The organism is Actinomadura spongiicola, from assembly GCF_003432485.1.
Lineage (GTDB): Bacteria > Actinomycetota > Actinomycetes > Streptosporangiales > Streptosporangiaceae > Spirillospora > Spirillospora spongiicola.
The window spans coordinates 562,078-583,862 of the sequence record NZ_QVNQ01000005.1 but is presented as its reverse complement, the minus strand read 5'-3'; the positions used below and the strand labels follow the sequence as shown (position 1 = coordinate 583,862).

General features: G+C 71.3%; 22 protein-coding genes. 16 read left to right on the top strand and 6 right to left on the bottom strand.

Features of this window, described 5'->3' with window-relative positions:
• Positions 1-31 precede the first annotated feature (31 nt).
• From D0T12_RS19075 to D0T12_RS19040, 8 genes are read left to right on the top strand one after another with little or no spacing between them, the layout of a single operon-like run.
• Positions 32-1,036: a sulfate ABC transporter substrate-binding protein gene (locus tag D0T12_RS19075; RefSeq protein ID WP_117400930.1), complete on the top strand. Its 1,005-nt coding sequence runs from the start codon at positions 32-34 to the stop codon at positions 1,034-1,036.
• Positions 1,037-1,042: 6 nt separating this feature from the next.
• Complete coding sequence (gene cysT / locus D0T12_RS19070) at positions 1,043-1,993, top strand: sulfate ABC transporter permease subunit CysT (RefSeq protein WP_199487541.1); 951 nt, start codon at positions 1,043-1,045, stop codon at positions 1,991-1,993.
• Positions 1,986-2,774, top strand: a complete 789-nt coding sequence (locus tag D0T12_RS19065) for a sulfate ABC transporter permease subunit (protein WP_117400929.1) — start codon at positions 1,986-1,988, stop codon at positions 2,772-2,774. The genes cysT and D0T12_RS19065 overlap by 8 nt, the downstream gene beginning before the upstream one ends.
• A complete protein-coding gene (locus D0T12_RS19060) occupies positions 2,774-3,748 on the top strand; it encodes a sulfate/molybdate ABC transporter ATP-binding protein (RefSeq protein WP_117400928.1) in 975 nt (324 codons plus the stop codon). The genes D0T12_RS19065 and D0T12_RS19060 overlap by 1 nt, the downstream gene beginning before the upstream one ends.
• A gap of 27 nt (positions 3,749-3,775) precedes the next feature.
• Positions 3,776-4,228 carry a cysteine dioxygenase gene (locus D0T12_RS19055; RefSeq protein WP_117400927.1) on the top strand — a complete coding sequence of 151 codons (453 nt, stop codon included), beginning with the start codon at positions 3,776-3,778 and terminating at the stop codon, positions 4,226-4,228.
• Positions 4,225-4,650: a rhodanese-like domain-containing protein gene (locus D0T12_RS19050; protein WP_233526157.1), complete on the top strand. Its 426-nt coding sequence runs from the start codon at positions 4,225-4,227 to the stop codon at positions 4,648-4,650. The genes D0T12_RS19055 and D0T12_RS19050 overlap by 4 nt, the downstream gene beginning before the upstream one ends.
• Positions 4,647-4,982, top strand: coding sequence for a YciI family protein (locus D0T12_RS19045; protein ID WP_117400925.1), 336 nt, complete (start codon positions 4,647-4,649; stop codon positions 4,980-4,982). The genes D0T12_RS19050 and D0T12_RS19045 overlap by 4 nt, the downstream gene beginning before the upstream one ends.
• A complete protein-coding gene (locus D0T12_RS19040; protein ID WP_117400924.1) occupies positions 4,979-6,208 on the top strand; it encodes an RNA polymerase sigma factor in 1,230 nt (409 codons plus the stop codon). Before D0T12_RS19045 ends, D0T12_RS19040 begins: the two co-directional genes overlap by 4 nt.
• Before the next feature lie 18 nt (positions 6,209-6,226).
• Here the strand turns inward: D0T12_RS19040 and D0T12_RS19035 are convergent, their stop codons facing one another.
• A complete protein-coding gene (locus D0T12_RS19035; RefSeq protein ID WP_158581539.1) occupies positions 6,227-7,186 on the bottom strand; it encodes an aldo/keto reductase in 960 nt (319 codons plus the stop codon).
• 589 nt (positions 7,187-7,775) lie between these two features.
• Between D0T12_RS19035 and D0T12_RS19030 the strand changes: the two genes are divergently transcribed.
• Genes D0T12_RS19030 through D0T12_RS19005 form a run of 6 tightly spaced genes read left to right on the top strand, consistent with a single transcriptional unit; the run spans position 7,776 to position 15,018 of the window.
• Positions 7,776-8,186, top strand: coding sequence for a peptidylprolyl isomerase (locus tag D0T12_RS19030; RefSeq protein ID WP_117400922.1), 411 nt, complete (start codon positions 7,776-7,778; stop codon positions 8,184-8,186).
• Positions 8,187-8,230: 44 nt separating this feature from the next.
• On the top strand, positions 8,231-9,184 hold the full coding sequence (locus tag D0T12_RS19025; protein ID WP_117400921.1) for a class I SAM-dependent methyltransferase: 954 nt from the start codon (positions 8,231-8,233) through the stop codon (positions 9,182-9,184).
• A complete protein-coding gene (locus D0T12_RS19020) occupies positions 9,181-10,092 on the top strand; it encodes a polysaccharide deacetylase family protein (RefSeq protein WP_147339553.1) in 912 nt (303 codons plus the stop codon). The genes D0T12_RS19025 and D0T12_RS19020 overlap by 4 nt, the downstream gene beginning before the upstream one ends.
• A 14-nt stretch (positions 10,093-10,106) precedes the next feature.
• Positions 10,107-11,105, top strand: a complete 999-nt coding sequence (locus D0T12_RS19015) for a trypsin-like peptidase domain-containing protein (RefSeq protein WP_117400919.1) — start codon at positions 10,107-10,109, stop codon at positions 11,103-11,105.
• Positions 11,106-11,121: 16 nt separating this feature from the next.
• On the top strand, positions 11,122-12,057 hold the full coding sequence (locus tag D0T12_RS19010; protein WP_147339552.1) for an ATP-grasp domain-containing protein: 936 nt from the start codon (positions 11,122-11,124) through the stop codon (positions 12,055-12,057).
• 12 nt (positions 12,058-12,069) lie between these two features.
• Entirely contained in the window at positions 12,070-15,018 is a 2,949-nt protein-coding gene (locus D0T12_RS19005; RefSeq protein WP_117400917.1) for an SUMF1/EgtB/PvdO family nonheme iron enzyme, read from the top strand.
• On the opposite strand, the gene D0T12_RS19000 is transcribed toward D0T12_RS19005, so the two are convergent.
• Positions 14,995-16,131, bottom strand: a complete 1,137-nt coding sequence (locus D0T12_RS19000; protein WP_117400916.1) for a UDP-N-acetylglucosamine 2-epimerase — start codon at positions 16,129-16,131, stop codon at positions 14,995-14,997. The two genes, D0T12_RS19005 and D0T12_RS19000, sit on opposite strands and share 24 nt — an antisense overlap.
• Before the next feature lie 35 nt (positions 16,132-16,166).
• Here D0T12_RS19000 and D0T12_RS18995 point away from each other — a divergent pair, with 35 nt between their 5' ends.
• The gene (locus tag D0T12_RS18995; RefSeq protein WP_117400915.1) at positions 16,167-16,865 is read left to right on the top strand and encodes a hypothetical protein; all 699 of its coding nucleotides are present in this window, start codon (positions 16,167-16,169) and stop codon (positions 16,863-16,865) included.
• A gap of 34 nt (positions 16,866-16,899) precedes the next feature.
• On the opposite strand, the gene paaC is transcribed toward D0T12_RS18995, so the two are convergent.
• Genes paaC through paaZ form a run of 4 tightly spaced genes read right to left on the bottom strand, consistent with a single transcriptional unit; the run spans position 16,900 to position 21,036 of the window.
• Positions 16,900-17,778, bottom strand: coding sequence for a 1,2-phenylacetyl-CoA epoxidase subunit PaaC (gene paaC, locus D0T12_RS18990; RefSeq protein ID WP_117400914.1), 879 nt, complete (start codon positions 17,776-17,778; stop codon positions 16,900-16,902).
• A gap of 7 nt (positions 17,779-17,785) precedes the next feature.
• Complete coding sequence (paaB, locus tag D0T12_RS18985) at positions 17,786-18,070, bottom strand: 1,2-phenylacetyl-CoA epoxidase subunit PaaB (protein WP_117400913.1); 285 nt, start codon at positions 18,068-18,070, stop codon at positions 17,786-17,788.
• Positions 18,045-18,998, bottom strand: a complete 954-nt coding sequence (gene paaA / locus D0T12_RS18980) for a 1,2-phenylacetyl-CoA epoxidase subunit PaaA (protein ID WP_117400912.1) — start codon at positions 18,996-18,998, stop codon at positions 18,045-18,047. The genes paaB and paaA overlap by 26 nt, the downstream gene beginning before the upstream one ends.
• Position 18,999: 1 nt before the next feature.
• Positions 19,000-21,036 (bottom strand): phenylacetic acid degradation bifunctional protein PaaZ, encoded by a 2,037-nt coding sequence (paaZ, locus tag D0T12_RS18975; protein ID WP_117400911.1) that lies wholly within the window; start codon positions 21,034-21,036, stop codon positions 19,000-19,002.
• Positions 21,037-21,230: 194 nt separating this feature from the next.
• On the opposite strand from paaZ, the gene D0T12_RS18970 reads away from it, so the two are divergent.
• Positions 21,231-21,641: a DUF6223 family protein gene (locus D0T12_RS18970; protein WP_117400910.1), complete on the top strand. Its 411-nt coding sequence runs from the start codon at positions 21,231-21,233 to the stop codon at positions 21,639-21,641.
• The last annotated feature ends 144 nt before the right edge of the window (positions 21,642-21,785 follow it).

Here is a 21,785-nt window from a genome sequence, read left to right as displayed (position 1 = left end):
ACCGAACATGTATAGAAGGTGGGGTAACGGCATGCCTGGACGCACGATCGGGTGGCTGCTGGGGATGGCCGCGATCGTCGCGGGAGCGGCGGCCTGCGGCGGGTCGGCCGACGCCGGGGGCGGGAAGGTCCGGCTCTCGCTGGTGGCCTACTCCACGCCCCAGGCCGCGTACGAGGAGATCATCAAGGAGTACCGCAAGACGCCGGAGGGCAAGAAGGTCACGTTCACCAAGTCGTTCGCCGCGTCCGGCGAACAGAGCCGGGCCGTGGCGTCCGGCCTGAAGGCCGACATCGTCGCGCTGTCCCTGGAGCCGGACATGACGCGCCTCGTCGACGGCGGCTTCGTCGCCCCCGACTGGAACACCGGGCCGGAGAAGGGGATGGTCACCGACTCCGTGGTGGTCCTGGCCACCCGCAAGGGCAACCCGAAGAACGTCAGGACGTGGGACGACCTCACCAGGCCCGGTGTCGAGGTCATCACCCCCAACCCCTTCACCTCGGGTGGGGCGCGTTGGAACGTGATGGCCGCCTACGGCGCCAAGGCGAACAAGGGCGCCGACAAGGCGACGGGCACCGCGTACCTGCACACCCTGTTCAAGAACGTTCCCGTCCAGGACTCCAGCGCCCGCAAGTCGCTGCAGACCTTCTCGGGCGGCAAGGGCGACGTGCTCCTCGCCTACGAGAACGAGGCGATCTTCGCGCAGCAGAGCAAGCAGCCCCTCGACTACACGGTGCCCGACTCCACGCTCCTGATCGAGAACCCGGTGGCGGTGACGAAGAACAGCGCCAACCCGGAGGAGGCCCGCGCCTTCCTCAAGTTCCTGTACGGCAAGAAGGCGCAGGAGATCTTCGTCAAGAACGGCTACCGGCCCGTGACCGACGGCGTTCCCGGCGCCGAGAAGTTCCCGCGGCCGTCCGGCCTGTTCACCATCGCCGACCTGGGCGGATGGAAGAAGGTCACCAGCGAGTTCTTCAACCCCAAGGGCGGCATCATGGCCGAGGTCGAGAAGAGCATCGGCGTCTCGGTGGAGGGCTAGGACTCCGTGGCGACGAGCGAGACGACCCCGGACGTGTCGGCGGAGGGCGTGTCCCAGGACGCGCCCTCGGCCGGGACGGCGCCGGATGAGACGGCGCATGACGTGCCCCGGGACATGACGAAGCGGGACGGGTCGGCCGGGCGGCCCCGCAGGTTCACGGGCACCGGGCGGTGGCCGGTCGGCGACGGAACCGCGATCGGTCTCGGCACCGTGACGATCTTCCTGAGCGCGGTGGTCCTGATTCCGCTGGGCGCCGTGATCTGGAAGAGCGCCGAGCAGGGCCCCGGCGGGTTCTGGGACGCGATCACCACCCCGGACGCCTGGGCCGCGCTGAAGCTCACCGTCATCGCCTCCCTGTTCGTGGCGCTGGTGAACCTGGTCATGGGCACGCTGATCGCCTGGGTGCTCGTGCGCGACTCCTTCCCCGGGAAGGGCGTGGTCGACCTGCTGATCGACCTCCCGTTCGCGTTGCCCACCATCGTGGCGGGCCTCGTCCTGCTGACGCTGTACGGGACCGACAGCCCGGTCGGCATCACGCTGGCCTATACGCGGATCGGCGTGGTGGTGGCGCTGCTGTTCGTGACGCTGCCGTTCGTGGTCCGCACCGTCCAGCCGGTCCTGTTGGAGTTGGACAAGGAGATGGAGCAGGCCGCGGCGTCGCTGGGCGCGGGAAACTGGACGATCTTCCGGCGGATCATCCTGCCGAACCTGGTCCCGGCCATGCTGGCCGGAACGGCCCTGGCCTTCACCCGCGCCGTCGCGGAGTTCGGCTCGACGGTCCTGATCTCCGGGAACGTTCCGTTCAAGACCCAGGTCGCCGCCGTCCACCTCTTCGGCCAGATCGAGAGCGACAACACCGCCGCCGCCGCCGCGATCTCGACGGCGCTGCTCACGTTGTCGCTGCTGGTCCTGCTGGCGATCGACCTGCTGCGCCGATGGGGGGCCCGCCGTGGTTAAGCACGTGCTCCGCGTGATCGTCCTGATCTATCTGCTGTTCCTGCTGATCCTGCCGGTGGCGCTGATCGGCTGGCGGACGTTCGGCGACGGGCCCGGCCCGTTCATCGACGCGCTCACGACGCATTCGGCGCTGCACGCCTTCCAGGTGACCCTCGTGGTCGCGGGCTGGGCCGTGGTCCTCAACACCGTGTTCGGTGTGGTGGCCGCGCTGCTGCTCGCCCGGCACGAGTTCCCGGGCAAGCGCCTGCTCAACGCGCTGATCGACCTGCCGCTCGCGGTGTCCCCGGTCGTGGTCGGCCTGGCGCTGATCCTCGTGTACGGCACGTTCAGCCCGGTCGGCGGCTGGTTCGAGGGCCGCGGCATCCAGATCATCTTCTCCACGCCGGGCATGGTGCTGGCGACGGTGTTCGTGTGTCTGCCCCTGGTGGTGCGCTCGATCGTCCCGGTCCTGGAGGAACTCGGAGACGAGCAGGAGCAGGCCGCGCGGACGCTGGGGGCGGGCGGCTGGCAGACCTTCCGCCGCGTCACCCTGCCCAGCATCCGGGCGGCGCTCGGCTACGGCATCGTGCTGTCCCTGGCCCGCGCGCTGGGGGAGTACGGCGCGGTCGCCGTCGTCTCCGGCCGGACGGTCGACGAGACCCAGACCCTGACCCTGTTCGTCGAGGAGCGATTCGAGAACTTCGACGTGCAGGCGTCCTACTCCGCCGCGCTCGCGCTGGCGGTCCTCGCGGTCGCCGGGCTGTTGGCGACCAAACTTCTGCGACCCAGGGACGGCTCCTGATGGCGATCGAGATTCGTGGTGTGAACAAGTCCTTCGGCGACGCCGCCGTGCTGCGCGACGTGTCGGTGGACGTGACCTCCGGCTCCCTGACCGCGCTGCTCGGTCCGAGCGGCGGCGGCAAGTCGACGTTGCTGCGCGTGATCGCGGGGCTGGAGCGTCCCGACTCGGGCCAGGTGGTGATCTCCGGCCGGGACGCGACCAGGCTGCCGCCGCAGCGCCGCGACGTGGGGTTCGTCTTCCAGCACTACGCCGCGTTCAAGCACATGACGGTCTTCGAGAACGTCGCGTTCGGGCTGCGGATCCGCAAGCGTCCGAAGGACGAGATCAAGAAGCGCGTCGGGGAACTGCTGGACCTGGTCCACCTCGACCAGTTCGCCGAGCGTTACCCCGCGCAGCTGTCGGGCGGGCAGCGGCAGCGCATGGCCCTGGCCCGGGCGCTGGCCGTGGATCCCGAGGTGCTGCTGCTGGACGAGCCGTTCGGCGCGCTCGACGCCCAGGTCCGCAAGGAGCTGCGGGCCTGGTTGCGCCGCCTGCACGACGAGGTGCACGTGACGACCGTCTTCGTCACCCACGACCAGGAGGAGGCGATCGAGGTCGCCGACACGATCGTGTTGCTGGCCGACGGGGTCGTCCAGCAGCAGGGGGCGCCCGCCGAGATCTACGACAACCCGGCGAGCCCGTTCGTGATGCGCTTCCTCGGGCCCGTCACCGAGATCGACGGTCGGCTGATCCGACCGCACGACGTGGAGATCCGGACCGAGCCGGGGGAGGGCACGAGCCCGGCCGTCATCACGCGGGTGGTGCGCCTCGGGTTCGAGGTCAGGGTCGAGTTCACGGTGCGGGGGGCCGAGGGAGAACAGGCCGCCTGGGCCCAGCTGACCAGGGAGACCGTCGAGCGGATCGCGATCGAGGAGGGCGCCGAGGTGCACGTTCGACCCCGCCCGGCGATCAAGCATAGTATTCAGATTGCTTAAGTAGGAAATAGCTGCCATGCTCGTGCCATGACAATCAGCACGACCACATCACGGGGTTCTGTACTGGCCGCTACCGCCGCCGAGCTGGCGGAACGCTCCGCCGAATGGTTGCCGCGCGTGCGGTTGGACCCGCAGGGACGCTGGTACGAGCGCCTGCACCGGTATGACGATCAGGAGATCTGGCTGATCAGTTGGTTGCCCGGCCAGACGACGGGATTGCATGATCACGGCGGTTCGCGCGGTGCCTTCGCGGTCGCTCTCGGTAGTCTCGAGGAGCGGGATCTGAGCGGAGTGCGCGAGATCACGCCGGGGCGGGCCCGCGCGTTCGGTCCCGAGTACGTGCACGAGGTCCGCAACGGGTCGTTCGCGCCCGCGGTCAGCGTCCACGTGTACTCGCCGCCCCTGACGACCATGAACCGTTACGACCTGGTCGGCGACCGGCTGGTGCGCCTGGCCACCGAGGAGGCCGCGCAGTGGTGAGCAGCCCACGGACCATCGACGACGTCCTGGCCGAGGCCCGGTCGCGCCTGCGGCGCCTGACCCCCGAGGCGGCGCACGCACGGTGGCGGGCGGGCGACCTCCTGGTCGACATCCGCCCCGCCGCCCAGCGCGCGGACGAGGGTGAGGTGCCCGGCGCGCTCGTGATCGAACGCAACGTCCTGGAGTGGCGGCTCGACCCGGCGTCCGACGCGCGCATCCCGCAGGCGACCGGCCACGACCTGCGCGTGATCGTCCTGTGCTCGGAGGGCTACACCTCCAGCCTGGCCGCCGCGTCGCTGCAGGACCTCGGCCTGCGCCACGCGACCGACGTGGCCGGGGGCCTCCGCGCCTGGCGCGCGGCGGGCCTGCCCGTGACCGGTGGTGAGCCCGCCTCGCCCGGTCGGGCAGAATCGGTGGTGTGAGATATGCGCTGTTGATCTGCGACGACGAGACCGACGCGCCGAGCAACGAGGAGATCGCGGCCGACCCGGCGCACCGGGCGTGGTGCGCCGACGTGGCACGGCGCGGCGCCGAGGTGATCGGCGTCCGGTTGCGCCCCGTGGTCGACGCGACCTCGGTCCGGGTCCGCGAGGGCGAGACGCTGATCTCCGACGGGCCGTACGCCGAGACCAAGGACTTCGTCGGCGGCGTGGTGATCATCGACTGCGCGGACCTGGACGAGGCCATCCAGATCGCCGCGGGCCATCCCTACGCCCGCCGGGGCGGCATCGAGATCCGTCCCCTCTGGGAATGAGCGCGCCTGACGACCGCGTCCGGACGGCGGTCGACGCGGCCTACCGGGACGAATGGGGTCAGGTCGTTGCGACGCTGATCGCGGTCACCGGCGACTGGGACCTGGCCGAGGACTGCGCGCAGGACGCTTTCGCCGCCGCGCTGACCACCTGGGCGCGGGACGGCGTTCCCCGCCGGCCCGGCGCGTGGCTCACCACGACCGCCCGCAACCGCGCCATCGACCGGTTGCGCCGCGACGCCACGGGGACGGCCAAGCTTCGCGGGCTCGCCGCCCTGACGACCGTGCCGGGCGGTCCCGGCGAGCCGCCGCCGGAGCCGCTTCCGGACGAACGACTTCGGCTGATCTTCACCTGCTGCCATCCGGCGCTGCCGTTCCCGGCCCGGGTCGCGCTCACGTTGCGCACGCTCGCCGGGCTGAGCACCGCCGAGATCGCCCGGGCCTTCCTGACCGCGGAGCCCGCCATGGCGCAGCGCCTGGTCCGCGCGAAACGCAAGATCCGGGAGGCCGGCATCCCGTACCGGGTGCCGCCCGCCGAGCACCTTCCGGAACGGCTCGCCGCCGTCCTCGCCGTCCTCTACCTGATCTTCAACGAGGGCTATGACGAGGACGACCGGCACCCGGCGCTGACGGCGGAGGCGATCGGCCTCACCAGGGTCCTGGTGACGTTGATGCCCCGCGAGCCCGAGCCGCGCGGACTGCTCGCGCTGATGCTGCTGCACGAGGCCCGCCGCGCGACGCGCACCCGCGGCGGCGTCCTGGTCACCCTGGAGAATCAGGACCGCTCCCGGTGGGACCGGGAGTTGATCGCCGAGGGCGTGGCGTCGCTCGACCGGGCGATGGCCCTCGGCCGCCCCGGCCCGTACCAGGTGCAGGCCGCCATCGCGGCCTGCCACGCCACCGCGCCCGACGCGGCGAGCACGGACTGGTCGCAGATCGCGGCCCTGTACGGCGAGCTGGCACGGCTGGCGCCGTCCCCGGTGGTGGAGCTCAACCGCGCCGTCGCGGTCGCGATGGCCGACGGCGTCGCGGCGGGCCTCGCCCTCGTCGACGAGCTCACGGCGTCGGGGCGGCTCGCCGGATACCACCTGCTCCCCGCGACCCGGGCCGACCTGCTCCGCCGGGACGGCCGCGCCGCCGAGGCCAGGGCGTCCTACGAGGAGGCGCTGAAGCTGGCGCCCACCGAGCCCGAACGCCGCTACCTGACCGCCCGCCTCCGCGAACTCTGACCTCCGCGGCCGGGCCGGTCACTGCCCGTAGGAGTTGCGCAGGAACTCGTTGAGCTCCTTGCCCGACTTGTCGCGTACCTGCTGAACCAGCCGGTCGTACGCGTCGTCGAGCGCGGAGACGACGTCGGTGCGTCCGGACAGCTCCGCCGCCCGGAGCGAGGACGTGATCTGGTCGACGGTGGTGGCGCCGACGGGGCAGAAGGCCACCCCGGGCTGGCTGAGCGCCCAGTGGATCGCCAGGGCCTCGATGGACTGGCCGCAGTCCGCCGCGATCGGCCGCAGGTCGTTGACCACCCATTCCCGGAGGACCCCGCGGGGCTCGTCCCCGAAGATCGGCAGCCCGCCGCGGATGTCGCCGTCCCGCAGGGACCATTCGTCGAGCGCCTTGCCGGTCAGCAGGCCCCACTCGATGACGTTGTAGGGGACGAGCCCGATCCCGTTCCGCGCGCAGTACTCGCGAACGTCGCGGTCACCGGACTGGTCGATGAGGCTGAGACGGTTCTGCACATGGCTCACGGCGCCGTCGTGGTTGTATTCCTCCAATTGCGGCAACGTCACGTTGCAGACGCCTATCTCCCGGACCTTGCCCTGGTCGCGCAGGTCGAGCATCGCCTGGATGGTCTCCGCGAACGAGGCGTCGGTCGCCTTCGTCGTGGACGTGAGATAAAGGTCGATATAGTCAAGCCCGAGGTGCCGCAGGGAGTCCTCGCACTGGGCCGTCACGGCGGCGCGGCTGCCCGCGCGCCTGGACTCCCGGTCCTTGACGCAGAGCGTTCCCAGCGCGAAACGGTCACGGTCGACCGACCGGAGGATCGAGCCGACCAGAGAGTCGACGCCCTCGTAGTACGGCGCCGTCTGGATGTACCGTCCACCGCCGTCGAGAAATGCGTGGACGATCCTTTCCGCCTCCTCCGCCGTGACGCGACTGAAAACGTTACTGAATGGGAAAGTCCCCAGGCCGATACCTTCAGCGATCATGTGGCTCTCCCCGCAGTCGGCAACTCGTTGACCGTGCCGGAATCCGTTCCGGAATCTTCCCGTCCCGCCCGTACTCGGGTGGCCCGAGGGCCATCCGAGTGCGTCATGTTTCGCGGAGACAGGGATAGTTTGCCAGCTGCTCCCCGGTCGCGGAAGGGATCGACGGATGTGAGCGGCTCCGAGGTAAGCGGCCCCGCCCGGAATGGCGGGGGCGCGTTCGACGCGGATTGCCGGGAAGCCGGCGCGCGGCACCGTCCCGGGCCCCCGCGGTCGGCTGGGGACGCTCCGCCTGTGGCCCGCGGTGAGCGTCGCACGGTCGTCCACCGTGGCCGTCCCGCCGTAGCGGCGCGGCGTGCGTTCCGGCGGCATGGCAGGGAGGGCGTCGTCGACATGGATGGGTGCGATGTCCGGATTCTTGGCGACGACCGTCGCCTCGGCAGAACCTGGCCACATCGCGGGCCGGTGATTCGGGGGAAACGTGGTTTAGATGGTGATGAGGTTGAGAATGGTCGTATCATGGCCGATCCGGCGCCGGGTTCGACCGCGACGGAACGGCGCGGCCGTGACCACATCCGAGGGAGTGTCCAGCATGCCCGAAGGCGAGCACTTCCACCCCGAGGTCCGGGTGATGAAACCCGGTCGCGGCGGAGAGGTCGAGCTGGGCCAGACGATCGTCCTGACGTACGAGGCCGCGTTCTCCGAGGCCGAGCTGGAGGCGGGAGAACCCTTCGAACGGTCGGGCGAGTTTCCCCGGATGCTCGCTTTCACCCTAGGCGCGCGTCAGCTCGATCCCGTTCTGGAAACCGCCCTCCTGGGCGCCTCGATCGGTGATTCACTGCGCATTCGTCTACCCGGCGGTGCCATGCGCGGTTCGTTCGGCCGGGAAAGGTTCCCCGAGGACGCGGATGTCTGGCTTGATCTGAACATCTCGACCAAATCCTGGAAGGTCACCGCGGACGAGTCCCATACGATGTTCGCTCCCCTAGAGGATCCCCTGTAAAGAAATACGGCTGCCCTGCGAAACGCGTGACGGTGAGGTGCACCATGGTCGTACACACTGCGGGATTCCTGGAGGACAGTCGTCGCTATTTGTTCGACGACGGGCAGTTGCGCGGAGTCTACGAACGGCTCGGCGCGCGAGAGACCCGCCGCGGGCTCGACATCGGCTGCGGCACGGGACACTTCACCAGGATCGTCGCCGACCTGTGTCCGGAGGGCCGGTGGTACGGCGTCGACCTCGACGCGCCCGTCCTGGCTCACGCGGCCAGGCCGGCGGACGCCCATCTCCGACCCGCCTATCTTCAGGCCGATGGAGGGCGGCTGCCCTTTCGCGACGGGACGTTCGACACGACGAGCTGCCATTTCCTGCTGGCGCGGATCAGCGCGCGCAAGGTCTCCGAGGTCCTCCGGGAGATGGCGCGGGTGACGGATCCGGACGGCCGGCTGATCTTCGTGGAGCCGTGCCTCGGGCTCACGTCCGTGCACTTCGCCGGTGACGGCGAGGCGAGCCGGGCCCTCGAACGCGTCCGCCGCGCGAAGGCGGACGTCGAACGCGGCGTCAACGACATCGACGAGAACCTCCCCCTCCGGCTGCCCGGGTTGCTCAACGGGCTGGGCTACGACGTGGCGCACTGCGAACTGCTGGCCGGTGCCTGGTGGAGCGTGCTCCCCGATCGCCGGACACACCAGGACCCGGAGTTCGAGCCCTGGCTGACTCGCCGCCACGAGGCGTTCGACCGGCCCGACGCGAGCGCGACCCTCGGCCGGTTCGGGCGCCACGAGGGAGGCGCGGCGCCGCTCAGGCACGGGCCGGACCGGGCACCCGTCGCGGTGCGGGACGCCTACCGGCGCGCGGGCGTGGAGGATGGGACGTTCGACGCGATTCGGAGAGCCCGCGCCCGCGTGGCGGCCGCGGAACTCGCGGCACGCGGGCGGCCCGCCGAGCTGAGCCTCGAAGTGCTTCCCGTGCTGTGCGTCGCCGCTCGGCGGGCGTCGTGAGCGAGGTCGTCGTCCTGGTCGGGTTCGACTGCGACTGCCCGCGCATCCAGTACGGCGTCTCCGGCGGCCAGGAGCACCTCCACCACACCGTCCTCGGCGTCATGGAGCGGATCACCGACCTTCTGCTGCGGGCGGGGGCGGGACACACGTACTTCCTCAACGGCGGTTTCCTCGAACTCGCCCGGCATCTCGGGACCGAGGCGAGGCTGGCGGCGGTGCTCGACGCGGACCCGGTGGAGGCGGGCGACCACGGCTACTCCCACCGGCCGTACGTTCCGGTCGCCGGCCGCCCCGACTACCGTCCGCTGGACGTGACCGAGATCGAACTGGAGCTCCAGCTGACCCGCCGGCTTCTGGAACGGGTGTGCCCGCGCCCCGCGGTCGGGGTGCGCACCCCGCTGGGCCACCCCGGCGGGCTCCGCGAGCACGACACGATCACGGAGAGCCTGAAGCGGCAGGGCGTCCGCTACGTCTCGTCCGACCTGCGCGATCCCGACTCGCGGCCGCACGCGGCGCTGGTCGACGGCTCCGGCGCCGCCCGGCAGCCGTACCGCTACCGCAACGGTCTCCTGGAGATGCCGTCCCACGGCCACCACGACTCCCACTTCGAACGCGCCGCCCGCGCAGCGCCCGACCGCGCCGACGTCCGCCGCCAGGCTTACGAGCACTACCGGCGGCTGATCGAGGACGCGGCGACGCTCGCGGTCGGGCGCGACCACCCGGTCTACGTCGGCCTCGTGCTGCACCCGTCGAGCATCGCCTGGTACGACCCCGACTGCCGGGTGCTCGACCGGCTCGTCGGGGTCGGCGGAGGCGACGGCCCGGTCCCCGTGACCTTCATGTCCTACCGGGCGGGCGCGGAGCACTCGGCGCGTCGCCGGACGACCCCCCATCCCACCCGCCCGTGACCCGAGGAGGAGCCTTGCCGCCGACCGACGAACAGTTCGGCCGAGCCGTGCGCGTCATCGCGAGACTTCCCATGCTCGCCACCGAGCGTGACCGGCAGGCGATCGTCATCGCGACCGGCTTCCAGTCGCTGCTCCCGGTCATCGACATCTCCGGATCACCGATCAGCGCGAGCACGATGCTGCTCGACGCGCTCCGGCGGCGGGGTCGCCTCCCGGACGGGCGGACCGCGTTCGCGGCGTTCCTCACCGCCCTCGCCGAGATGATGGAGGGGGCGGTCGCCGACGACCTCATGGCGATCGTCGAGGACGTGGGCGAGCCCACGCCGATCACGGTTCCCGGTTCCGACCTGCCGCCGCAGCCGCCGGAAGAGAAGATCATCGGCACGAACACGCTGCGGCCGGTCGAGTTCCTCCGGCTCGGCGCGCGGGCCGGCGAGTCGGTGGCCCGCCTCAGCGTGCGGGTCGGGGTCCGCGTCCGTTACGGCACCTGTTTCCTGCTCGGCGGCGGTGTCATCGTCACGAACAACCATGTCCTGGCGGACGCGGAGACGTGCCGCCACGCACGCGCGGAGTTCAACCTGCTCGCCGACACGGAGGCGACGGGCGAAGGCGTGAGGTCCTACCGGCTGGATCCCGACCGGTACTTCGTCACCGACACGCGGTTCGACCTCACCGCGGTGGCCATCGCGGACGCGGCGGACCGTGAGGTCGCGACCCGACTGGCGACGCGACCGCTCACCGTGGGGGACCGGGTCAACATCGTCCAGCACCCCCAGGGCGGCTTCAAACAGGTGTCCTTGCAGAACAACCAGGTGACCTATGTCGACGCCGTGCGCGCCCAGTACCGGACGACGACCATGCCCGGGTCGTCCGGTTCCCCCGTCTTCGACGACGACTGGAACGTCGCGGCGGTGCATTGCCGCGGCGGCCATCTCCAGCGGGGGAGCCGGCAAGAGGTGGTCTTCACCAACGAGGGGACGTTGTCGTCCGCTCTGGCGAAACTGCTGCCCTAGTGGTGGAGGGTGACCGTTGGCCCGTGTACTGGTCAGTCCGGTGGACACGTCGTCGGGGCTCAACGTCGTGCGCGGTCTCCGTTCCGCGCACGACGTCCATGTGACCGGCCTGTCCCGGACCGGGCGCCACGCGGCCCGCGCCTTCTGCGACCGGTTGGTCGTCGTGCCCGACGGGCGGGAGCGCATGGCCCGCATCCGGGACGAGTGCCGTGCCGGTCGCGTCGACGCCGTGCACCCCGGTCACTCGACGGACCTGCTCGCGCTGTCCGAACTGGCCCGCCGGGATCACGGCGTCCGGACGCGGACGCTGCTGCCGCCGCCCGAGGTCGTGGACCTGTGCGGCGACAAGCTCCGGTTGGGCGAAGCGTTGACCGGTCACGGGATCCGCACCGTCGCGACACGTCCGCTCGACGCCGCCGACACCGACATCCCGGTCCCGGCCTTCGTGAAGCCGCGGTACGGGACGGGCTCGGTGGGCGCCGCGATCGTGTGGGACCGCGCGGAGCTGCCGGTCCTGGTCCGCGGCGGCGCCGCGATGGTCGTCCAACCGTTGCTGCGCGGCACGGAGGTCACCGTCGACTACCTCGCCGGTCACGACGGAGATCTGGTCGCGTGCACGCCGCGGGCGCGGCTCCGCGTCGCGGCGGGCAAGACGGTCGTCGGCCGGACCCTTCGGGCGCGGGACTTCCGGGACCTGGTCGCCGCCGTGATCACGGCGCTCGGTCTGCGCGGGGCCGGGAACGTCCAGCTCTTCACGTGCCCCGAGGGTCCCGTCGTCACCGACGTCAATCCGCGGTTCGCCGCCGGGGGGCTGATGCTGTCGGCCGCCGCCGGAGTGAACCTGCCGCTGCTGGCGACCCGCCTGATCATGAGCGCGTCCGTCACCGTTCCGGACCCGCGGGCCGGGGTGGAGATGTACCGGTACGAGACCGAAGTGTTCGACTACCCGTGAGGAGGGCGATCCGTGGTCCTCGAGGACGATCTGCGGGAGCGGGTCCTCAACGTCCCGCACATCTCGAGAACGGCCACGCGCGAGGCGCTTCTGCTGTGTCTCCCGCGCCGGATCTCCGAGCGGGTGCCACTGGCGGAGACGGCGCGTGTCTTCGCCGAGAAGCTGGCGCAGGCGGTCGTCGAGGCCGATCACTGGCGCCGTGGCGAGAACGTCCGCGCGCTTGAGGCCGCGTGCCGCGACCTGAGCGGAGCCCCGGACGAGACGTCGGCGCGCCCTTCCTCCCTCTCCGCCCCGATGTCGCGCTACCTGTCGACGCTCGCCGACGAGCTGCACCACGTGGAGCTGTCGCACATCCTCGCGCAGGGGCTGGTCGAGGTGCAGCTCGCCACCGTCTACTGCCGCCTCAGCTGCGACGCGGCGATCAGCGTCCGCGTCCGGGACGGCGACATAGCGGAATGGCGCATCCGGAGAAGGACCTTGTCGGGAGGCGCCGAGGAATGGCCCGCGCCGACCCTGCGGGAACCGGCGATGGCACGGCTCCTGGACCGCATCCGGGATGAGATCTTCCACGGGCGGTTCCAGCGCCCCACGGAGCGGTTGCCCGTGGTGGCGCGGCCGCTGTCCGCCGACGGGGTCCTGCATCTCTACTATCCCCTGTCGCCGCTGGAGGCGGCCTCCCTCGCCGACCATCTGATCATCGTCGGCGAGGCGGGCAGCGGGAAGAGCACGGTCACCAGGTACCTCGCCTACACCCTCGCCCAGCGTGCCCTCGGACGGCCGGTCGCGACACAGGAACTGCTGACCGTCGACAGGACGCTCGTGCCGATCTACGTCCGGATCGCCGACTTCACCCACTGGGCCGTCAAGCAGAACATCAGCCGCGACATCGGCACCGACCATCTGCTCGACTACGTCGCGGAGCAGTTCGCCGGGGACGACGCGATCCGCGACGCGTTGGAAGGGGCGCTGAACGCGGGTGAGGCGTGGCTCATCTTCGACGGGCTGGACGAGTCCCGCGGCTCTGCCGCCCTGAACGCGAACCTGGAGGAGCGCTACCGCCGGATGACCCGGCTGGTGAACCTGGTGGCGGCGCGGGGTTCGCGTGTGCTGCTCACCTCCCGTCCCTTCGCCACCGGCGAGTACGGCCAACCCCTGTTCGCCGCGGGCTTCGTCTCGGTGGACCTGTGCGGCATGGCGGACCACGAGATCGAGTTCTACTGCCGCCGCACCCTGTCCGCCATCGGCTGCCGTCCCGCCGACGTGGACCGGCACTGGACGCAGCTACGCCGGTGGATCGACCGCGTGGACGCCGACTTCAAACGGCGGGCCCTGTTCGTCACGCTCCTGTGCCTGGTCGAGTACCGCCACGGTGTCGCCAACCTCACCGCCAGCCGCGTCGACCTGCTGAGACAGGCGTACGAGCTCATGGTCTGGCGCTGGCCGGACAACAAACGCTCGGTCGGCGGCACCGGGAAGGAGCTGCCGTACTCGGTGAACGACGCCCGGCTGAACTCCGCGCTGGAGGTGGTGGCGTTCGAGACGCTCGCCCACGAACCGTCGTGGGACACCGGGTCCGACACCGAGGACGACATCGACAAGGGCCGGTTCTACCGGGAGCTGGACGTCTTCCGCGAGCAGATGTTCGAGGTCCTGGAGTTCCTCATCGAGGACTCCGGGCTCCTCCGGGTGGTCGGCCCCAAGTCGCTGCGGTTCAGTTTCCGCATCATCCAGGAGTTCCTCGCCGCCACCCATGTCGCGGACACCGGCCGCTTCACCGAGCTGCTGGGCCTCGCCGCCGAGCAGACCGGCCCCTGGGCAGAGACGCTTTCGCTGTTGGCCGAGATGTTGAGTTCCGATGACGACCGTTCCTGGGTGAACAAACTGATCGACGCCGCCGTGACGACGGTGCGGGCGAAACCCGACCATGCCGACAGCGCCGCCTGGGTCCTCGGCCGGTTGCTGCGCGACGAGAAGAGCGCGCGCATGTCGGCGGAGTACGCGGACACGGTCCGGGAGATGCTGACCCGGGTGCTGGTCTCCCCGGCGCTCAACGCCGGTCAGCGCGACGATGTCGGGAGAGCGCTGTCCGTCGTCGGTGACCGGCGGCCCGGGGTCGGTGTGCGGGCGGGCGTGCCGGACCTGGAATGGGTCGACGTGCCCGGTGGGCGGGTCCGGCTGGGCCTTGAGGAGGAGGCCTTCGCCGAGGCGCTGCGGCTCGGCGGCAGCCGCGAGTTCCTCGCCCCCGAGACGCCGTCCTACGAGATCTCGCTGGACGGCTTCCGCATCTCCAGGTACCCCGTCACGGCGGCCCAGTACGCCGCCTTCTGGGAGGACGAGGGCGGCGCGTCCGACGAGCGCTGGTGGGACGCGGGAGGGTGGCCGGTCTCGTCCGGCCCGCCCGTCGTGCCACCGGCCGAACGCAACCATCCGGCGACCGAGGTCTCCTGGTACGAGGCGATGGCGTTCGCCAGGTGGCTGTCGGCCCGGCTGGGTGTTCACGTCTCCCCGCCGACGGAGGCGCAGTGGGAGCACGCGGCACGCTGGGGCCGGTCGGCCGCGACGGTGTCGCCGGGAGACCCCCTCGCGTTCAACGGCCACGCGACCGGGCTGGGCGGGCCGAACGCGGTGGGCGTCTTCGGGGAGAACCGGCTGGGCGTCGCCGACATGATCGGCAACGTGTGGGAGTGGTGCACGTCGGCGTACACCGACGACTCGGGCCGCGTGTTCGGGTACCCCTACGATCCGGACGACGGCCGGGAGTCCCTCTCGCTGTCGGACACGTGCTACCGGGTCGTCCGCGGTGGTTCCTACACCAACGTCGACTTCATGCTCCGTCCGACCGTGCGGGGACACGACCGGCCGATGTTCCGCGCCCGTCGGCAGGGGTTCCGGCTGGTGTGCCCCCTCCCGGAGACGACGGGTTCCGAGACGACGGGTTCAGTCGATGGAACGCCGTCCTGACGTCGGTTCGGCGTGCGTCGGTTCGGCGTGCGCCGGTTCGGCGTGCGCCGGCCGCGTCGCGCGCAACGCGTCCAGCGCACGGCCGAGGATCTCGTGCCACCCGGTCGCGCGGTAGGGGTAGGCGAACGGTCCGGCGCGCCGGACCCTGGCGATGCCGGCGGCGATCCCGGCGGGTTCGGTCCCGGCCACGACCGCGATGCCCCGGTCGATGAGATCGCCGTTCCCGGAGAAGGTACGGACCAGGACCGAGCGCTTCCCGAGTATCGCGGCCTCCCGCGGCATCGTCCCGGAGTCGGTGATGAGGAACGGGGACGCGGCGATGAGCCGCCAGGTCTCCCGTGGCGTGTGCCCATCGCGCGGTTCGACGTGCCCGGGAACCGGTCCCATGGTCTCCAGCAGCCGCCTGAGCTGCGGCGTCAGAAGGAGAATCGCCCGTTGCCGCCGCTCGGCCAGGGCCTGGAAGACGGCCGCGACGACCTCGGGTCGCAGCGTCCAACTCTTGTGCAGCGTCAGCACGGCCGGTGCGTCGTGGACGTCGGCGGTCGGGCCCGCCATGGCCACCTGGCGGCGGACGAACCCGAGGTGGGGATCGTCGAAGACCAGCACCGGCGCGCCGGGACGGGCCGCGCCCAGCCCGGCGGCGGCGGACTCGCTCCAGCAGACCATGACGTCCGCGTGTCCCACCACGGCCCGCCGGATCTCCGACTCCCGGTGGCCCGGCGTTCCGGAGCCCAGACCGGCCTCGGCGTAGATCAACGGCAGTCCCGCCCGGACGGCCGCCCGCGCGCCGAGGAGCGTGCTGCGCGTGTCGCCCATGACCAGGACCGCGCGGGGAGCGCCGGAAGAGGGCGCCCGGGCGGCCATCGCGTCGTGGACCTCCTCGACGGTGGGGTCGCTTCCGGGACCTCCGGCGCGGGGCACGACGTCGACGTCGACGCCCAGATCGGTGCGGGGCAGGACGGCGAGTTCGGGATCATAATGCTGCCCGGTGTCGAGCAGGACGAGCCGGCCGACCGGAGAGGCGTCATCCCGCAGATCCTCCCGCATTGCCGCGCACTTGATGATCTGTGGGCGCGTACCGACCACCGCCACGATGGTCCACTTCTCGTCCATCGGCGCCGCCCCTGTCGGATGGAGGATCACGTGTGATGACGGAGACGTCTGACAGTATCGAGCTGGCGAGCAGATTCACCCCCGGCGAGTATCAGGAGCTGCTGGAGAGCTGCCGCCGCGCCCGCTACACGTTCGTCCTCTCCGGCGCCCTTTCTGGGCGGTCGACGCCACCAGATCGGAGGCGGCTGGTCTGGCTGCGGCACGACGTCGAACTGTCCGCGGACGCCGCGGTGGAGATGGCCCGCGTCGAACACTCCCTCGGCATCGCGGCGACCTACCTGCTCTGCCCGCAGAGTCCCTTCGTCCCGCCGCCCGCCCTGCGCGGTCTGACCGCGCGGCTCGCGGGGCTCGGTCACGAGGTGGGCCTGCACCTCGTTCACGACGCGGAGGACGGGCGCGAGGGACTCCGCGACCTGGCCGACCACTGGGCTGAGAAGCTGGGACTCGCCCCGGGCGGCCCGGTGTCCCTGCACGCCCCCCGGATGAGGAACGCGGCGGAGGTGGCCCGACGATGCCCGACGCCCCACCTCTACACCTGTTACGTCTCCGGCGGATGGCGGTACCTGTCGGACTCCACCGGCAACTGGCGTTGGGGCCATCCACTGGAACATCTCGTCCCCGGCGGCTCCCCGCTGTACGTGCTCACCCATCCGTTCTGGTGGTTCGGACGTCCGATCCGGCACCCCCGGCCGGTGGCCCTGGACTTCCTGCCGCAGTACAACGAGGAGCCGTGAACGAACCGGCGGGCAGGTCAGTCGTCGTGGGTCTTCACCATGTCGCCCCCGGGTGGGCGCGGGCCACGCTCTGCGACTCGGCCAGCAGGTCGGTCAGGGCGGGCAGGTGCGTCCCCTCCCGCCCGGTCGGCCGCGGCGGCGGAGGGACGGCCGCGGGACGGCGCAGCGTCGCCGTCGTCAACACCTCGTCCAGAACCGCGTCGAAATCCTCCCGGACGGTGGCCGGGTCGACGCCGACGCCCGCCGCGGCCAGGTCTCGCTCGACGTCGTGCGCGGTGAACAGCTCACCGGTGTATGGCCACAGCGCGTTCAAGGCCCGCTGCGCGCGTTCGTGGGACAGGTCGGTGCCGTCGCCGAGCCGGGTCGTCCACAGCGCGGCGTGGTCGCGGTGGTAGGCGACCTCCTTGACGCCCTTCGCGGCGATCGCGGCCAGCACCGGGTCGCGGGACGCGGTGAGGCGGTCCAGCAGCGCCAGCCGCCACGTCGAGAAGATCAGCGACCGGATCGTCGCGTGCGCGAAGTCGCCGTTCGGGGCCTCGGCCAGCGTGACGTTGCGGAACTCGGGCGCGTCGCGGAAGTAGGCGAGCGCGTCCTCGTCGCGGCCCGCGCCCTCGGCGGCGCCGCCGCGCGACAGCAGCAGCCGCGCCTGGCCGAGCAGGTCCAGCGCGATGTTGGCGAGCGCGACCTCCTCCTCCAGTTCGGGCGCGTGCGTGCACCACTCCTGCAACCGGTGCGACATGATCAGCGCGTCGTCGCCGAGCATCAGGCAGTAGGCGAACAGGGCACGCCGGTCGATCCCGTCCGGGACGGAGGTGTCGATACCGGCGAGCGGGTCGTGGAAACCGGTGCCGAACGCCCAGCTCGTCTCGTCGTTGTCCTCGGTGATCGCCCCGAGCGCGTTGTCGAATGCCATGGCGGCCTCACATGTGCGGGACGTTCTCGGGGATGTCGTAGAACGTCGGGTGACGGTAGACCTTGTCGCCGCTGGGGGCGAAGAAGGGGTCCTTCTCGTCCGGGCTGGACGCGGTGATGTCCTTCGCCTTCACGACCCAGATGCTCACGCCCTCGTTCCGCCTCGTGTAGAGGTCGCGGGCGTTGTGCAGGGCCATCGTCGCGTCGGCGGCGCGCAGGGACCCGACGTGCACGTGGTTCAGGCCGCGCTTGCCCCGGACGAACACCTCATACAGCGGCCAGTCCTTCTCCATCACGTCTCCTCTCCCTCTCCGCCTGCTTGGCGGCGTACGCGGCGGCGGCCTCCCGCACCCAGGCGCCGTCCTCGTGGGCGGCGCGCCGCACCGCGACCCGTTCGGCGTTGCACGGACCGTCCCCGCTGATGACCCGTTTCAGCTCCGACCAGTCGATCGGGCCGAAGTCGTGGTGGCCGCGCTCGGCGTTCCAGCGCAGCTCCGGGTCGGGGAGGGTGACGCCGAGGGCGTCCGCCTGCGGGACGGTCATGTCCACGAACCGCTGCCGCAGCTCGTCGTTGGTGTGCCGTTTGATCTTCCACGCCATGGACCGCTCGGTGTGCGTCGAGTCGGCGTCCGGCGGCCCGAACATCATCAACGACGGCCACCACCAGCGGTTCACGGCGTCCTGGACCATCTCCCGCTGGGCGGGCGTGCCCCGCATCAGCGTCATCAGCAGCTCGTACCCCTGCCGCTGGTGGAACGACTCCTCCTTGCAGATCCGGATCATCGCCCGCGCGTACGGGCCGTAGGAGCTGCGGCACAGCGGCACCTGGTTGCAGATCGCGGCGCCGTCCACCAGCCAGCCGATCACACCGACGTCGGCGAACGTCAGCGTCGGATAGTTGAAGATCGACGAGTACTTCTGCCGGCCGGAGATCAGCTTCTCGGTCAGCTCGGCCCGGTCGGCGCCGAGCGTCTCGGCCGCCGAGTAGAGGTAGAGGCCGTGTCCCGCCTCGTCCTGCACCTTGGCCAGCAGGATCGCCCTACGCCGCAGCGACGGAGCCCGCGTGATCCACAGGCCCTCCGGCTGCATTCCGATGATCTCGGAGTGGGCGTGCTGCGCGATCTGCCGGATCATGGTCGCGCGGTAGGCGTCCGGCATCCAGTCGCGGGGTTCGACGCGCTGGTCGCGGTCGATCGTCCGTTCGAACTGCTCCTGCGTCATGTCACTCCTCGGGTCGCTTGGCGACCAGCGTGAGAACGTCGTACTTCGCGACCGAGACGCCTTCTTGGTTGGTGACGTCGGTGTCCCAGCGGACCTCGCCGTAGTCGGCGCCCTCGCGGGGGGTGATCTGCTTGGCGGTGAGGGTGACGGTCAGCGCGTCGCCGGGCTTGACCGGGGCGAGGAACCGCAGGTTCTCCAGCCCGTAGTTGGCCAGGACGGGGCCGGGCGCGGGGTCGACGAACAGCCCGGCCGCGAACGACACGATGAGGTAGCCGTGCGCGACGCGGCCACCGAAGAACGGGTTGGCCCGGGCGGCGTCCTCGTCCATGTGCGCGTAGAAGGTGTCGCCGGTGAACTCGGCGAAACGCTCGACGTCATCGAGGGTGACGACGCGCGGCCCGGCGACGACCGTGTCACCCACCGCGAGTTCTTCGAGATGCTTGCGGAAGGGATGCGGCCCGCTCTGGGCGCGCGGCGCCCCGGACGTCCAGCGGCCGGTGATCGCGGTGAGCATCGAGGGGCCCGCCTGGACGGCGGTGCGCTGCATGTGGTGGACGATGCCGCGCACCCCGCCCATCTCCTCGCCGCCGCCCGCGCGTCCGGGACCGCCGTGCACCAGCGGGGGAAGCGGTGAACCGTGCCCGGTGGATTCCTTGGCGTCCTCCTCGTTGAGGACGAGGAGTCGTCCGTGCCAGGGCGCGGTGCCCACCACGACGCGCCGGGCGAAGTCGGGGTCGGCGGTGACGATGGAGCCGACCAGGCTGCCGCGGCCGCGGGCGGCCAGGGCGACGGCGTGCCCGGCGTCCTGGTAGGGCAGCAGGGTGCTGACCGGCCCGAACGCCTCCACCTCGTGCGGTTCGGCGCGGTCGGGGTCGTCGGCGCGCAGCAGGATCGGGGACAGGAACGCGCCGCGTTCGGCGTCGGCGCCGACGACCTCGACGTGGTCGAGGTCGCCGAACACGATCCGGCCCGCGTCCAGCAGCGCCTTAAGCGAGCGCCGGACCTCCTCGCGCTGTTCGAGCCCGGCGAGCGCGCCCATCCGCACGTCGGGGTCGGCGGGATTCCCGACCGTGACGCGGGCGAGGCGTTGACGCGCGGTGTCGGCGACGTCGTCCAGCAGCGCGGCGGGGACGAGCGCGCGGCGGATCGCGGTGCACTTCTGCCCGGCCTTGACGGTCATCTCGGTGACGAGCTGTTTGACGAACAGGTCGAACTCCGGGGTGCCGGGGGCGGCGTCCGGGCCGAGGATCGAGCAGTTCAGCGAGTCGGCCTCGGCGTTGAACCGCACCGAACGGCCGGTCACCACCGGGTGGGTGCGCAGTTTGAGGGCGGTGCTCGCGGACCCGGTGAACGCGACCAGGTCCTGCTCGGTGAGATGGTCGAGGAGGTCGCCCGCGCCGCCGCAGAGGAACTGGACCGTCCCCTCCGGCAGGATGCCGGACTCGACGATCAGCTCGACCAGCCGGGCCGTCAGGTACGCGGTCTGCCCGGCGGGCTTGATCAGGCTCGGCACCCCGGCGAGGAACGCGGGCGCGAACTTCTCCAACGGCCCCCACACCGGGAAGTTGAACGCGTTGATCTGCACCGCGACGCCGTGCAGCGGCGTGCACAGGTGCTGCCCGACGAACGTGCCGCCCTTGCTCAGGGGCTCCACGTTCCCCTCGACCAGGACGGTGTCGTTCGGCAGCTCCCGTTTCGCCTTGCTCGCGTACGACAGCACCACGCCGATGCCGCCGTCCACGTCGATCATCGAGTCGGCGCGGGTCGCGCCGGTGCGCGCGGACAGCGCGTACAGCTCGTCGCGGTGCTCGCGCAGGTGCAGGCCGAGCTGCTTCAGCAGGACCGCGCGCTGGTGGAACGTCAGCTCCCGCAGGACCGGGCCGCCCACCCGGCGCCCGTACTCCAGGGCCGCGGCCCGATCGACGCCGGACGCGGAGATCCGGCCGATCTCGGCACCGGTCACCGCGTCGGTGAGCGGCGCGCCCTCGTCCGTGGGGACGTGCCAGGAACCGGACACGTAACTGGGCAGCGGCGCCATCGGGCCTCCTCGAATTACCGACCGTCCATTCAGTAAGTACATTACCTGGTGAGGGCCCGCCGGAGAAGACGCGGGCCCGCGCGCTACCGCGCCTGCGGTAGACGGATTGGCAACTTCCGTAGGACGACGGCGACGACACCGCTCCGTACGCTTCGGCTGTACTCGTCACTCGTCATGCGACCGAAGGAACTCCCATGTCCGTCCGCTCCCTGCTCACCGCCGCCGGGGCCGCGCTGCTCGGGGTGGGCGTGCTCGCCGCGCCCGCGGCCGCGCAGGTCTCCGCCGCCGACGAAGGCCCCGGACGGGGCGGCGCCCTCCTGGCCCTGCTGGTCGCGCTGGTCGGTCTCGTCATCGGCGGGCTGGCCCTGGCCCAGGCCGCCGGTCGCCTCGGCGGCGGCGACGGGCGGGGCGCGGCCGTCGCGGCGCCCGTGGCGGCGGTGCTCGGCGTGGTCCTCGCCGTCGTCCACCTGGCGCGGGCCGACGGCGGTGTCGGCAGCGGCTCCGGACGTGGCGGCGCCGTTCTGGCCCTGGTGATCGGACTGGTCGCCCTGGCGATCGGCGGATTGGCGCTGGCGCGCTCCCGCCGCTCCCACCGCACCGGTTGACCGCCTCCCCTCCGTCACCGGCCGCGCCCTACCACGGACGCGGTACCGCGCCCGCGGTAGCGGTACCGGCGGAGTGCCTGCCTACGTACGACGACCTCGGGGGGCCGGATCCCGAGGATTGGGGTGGAACGCCCAACGACCCGA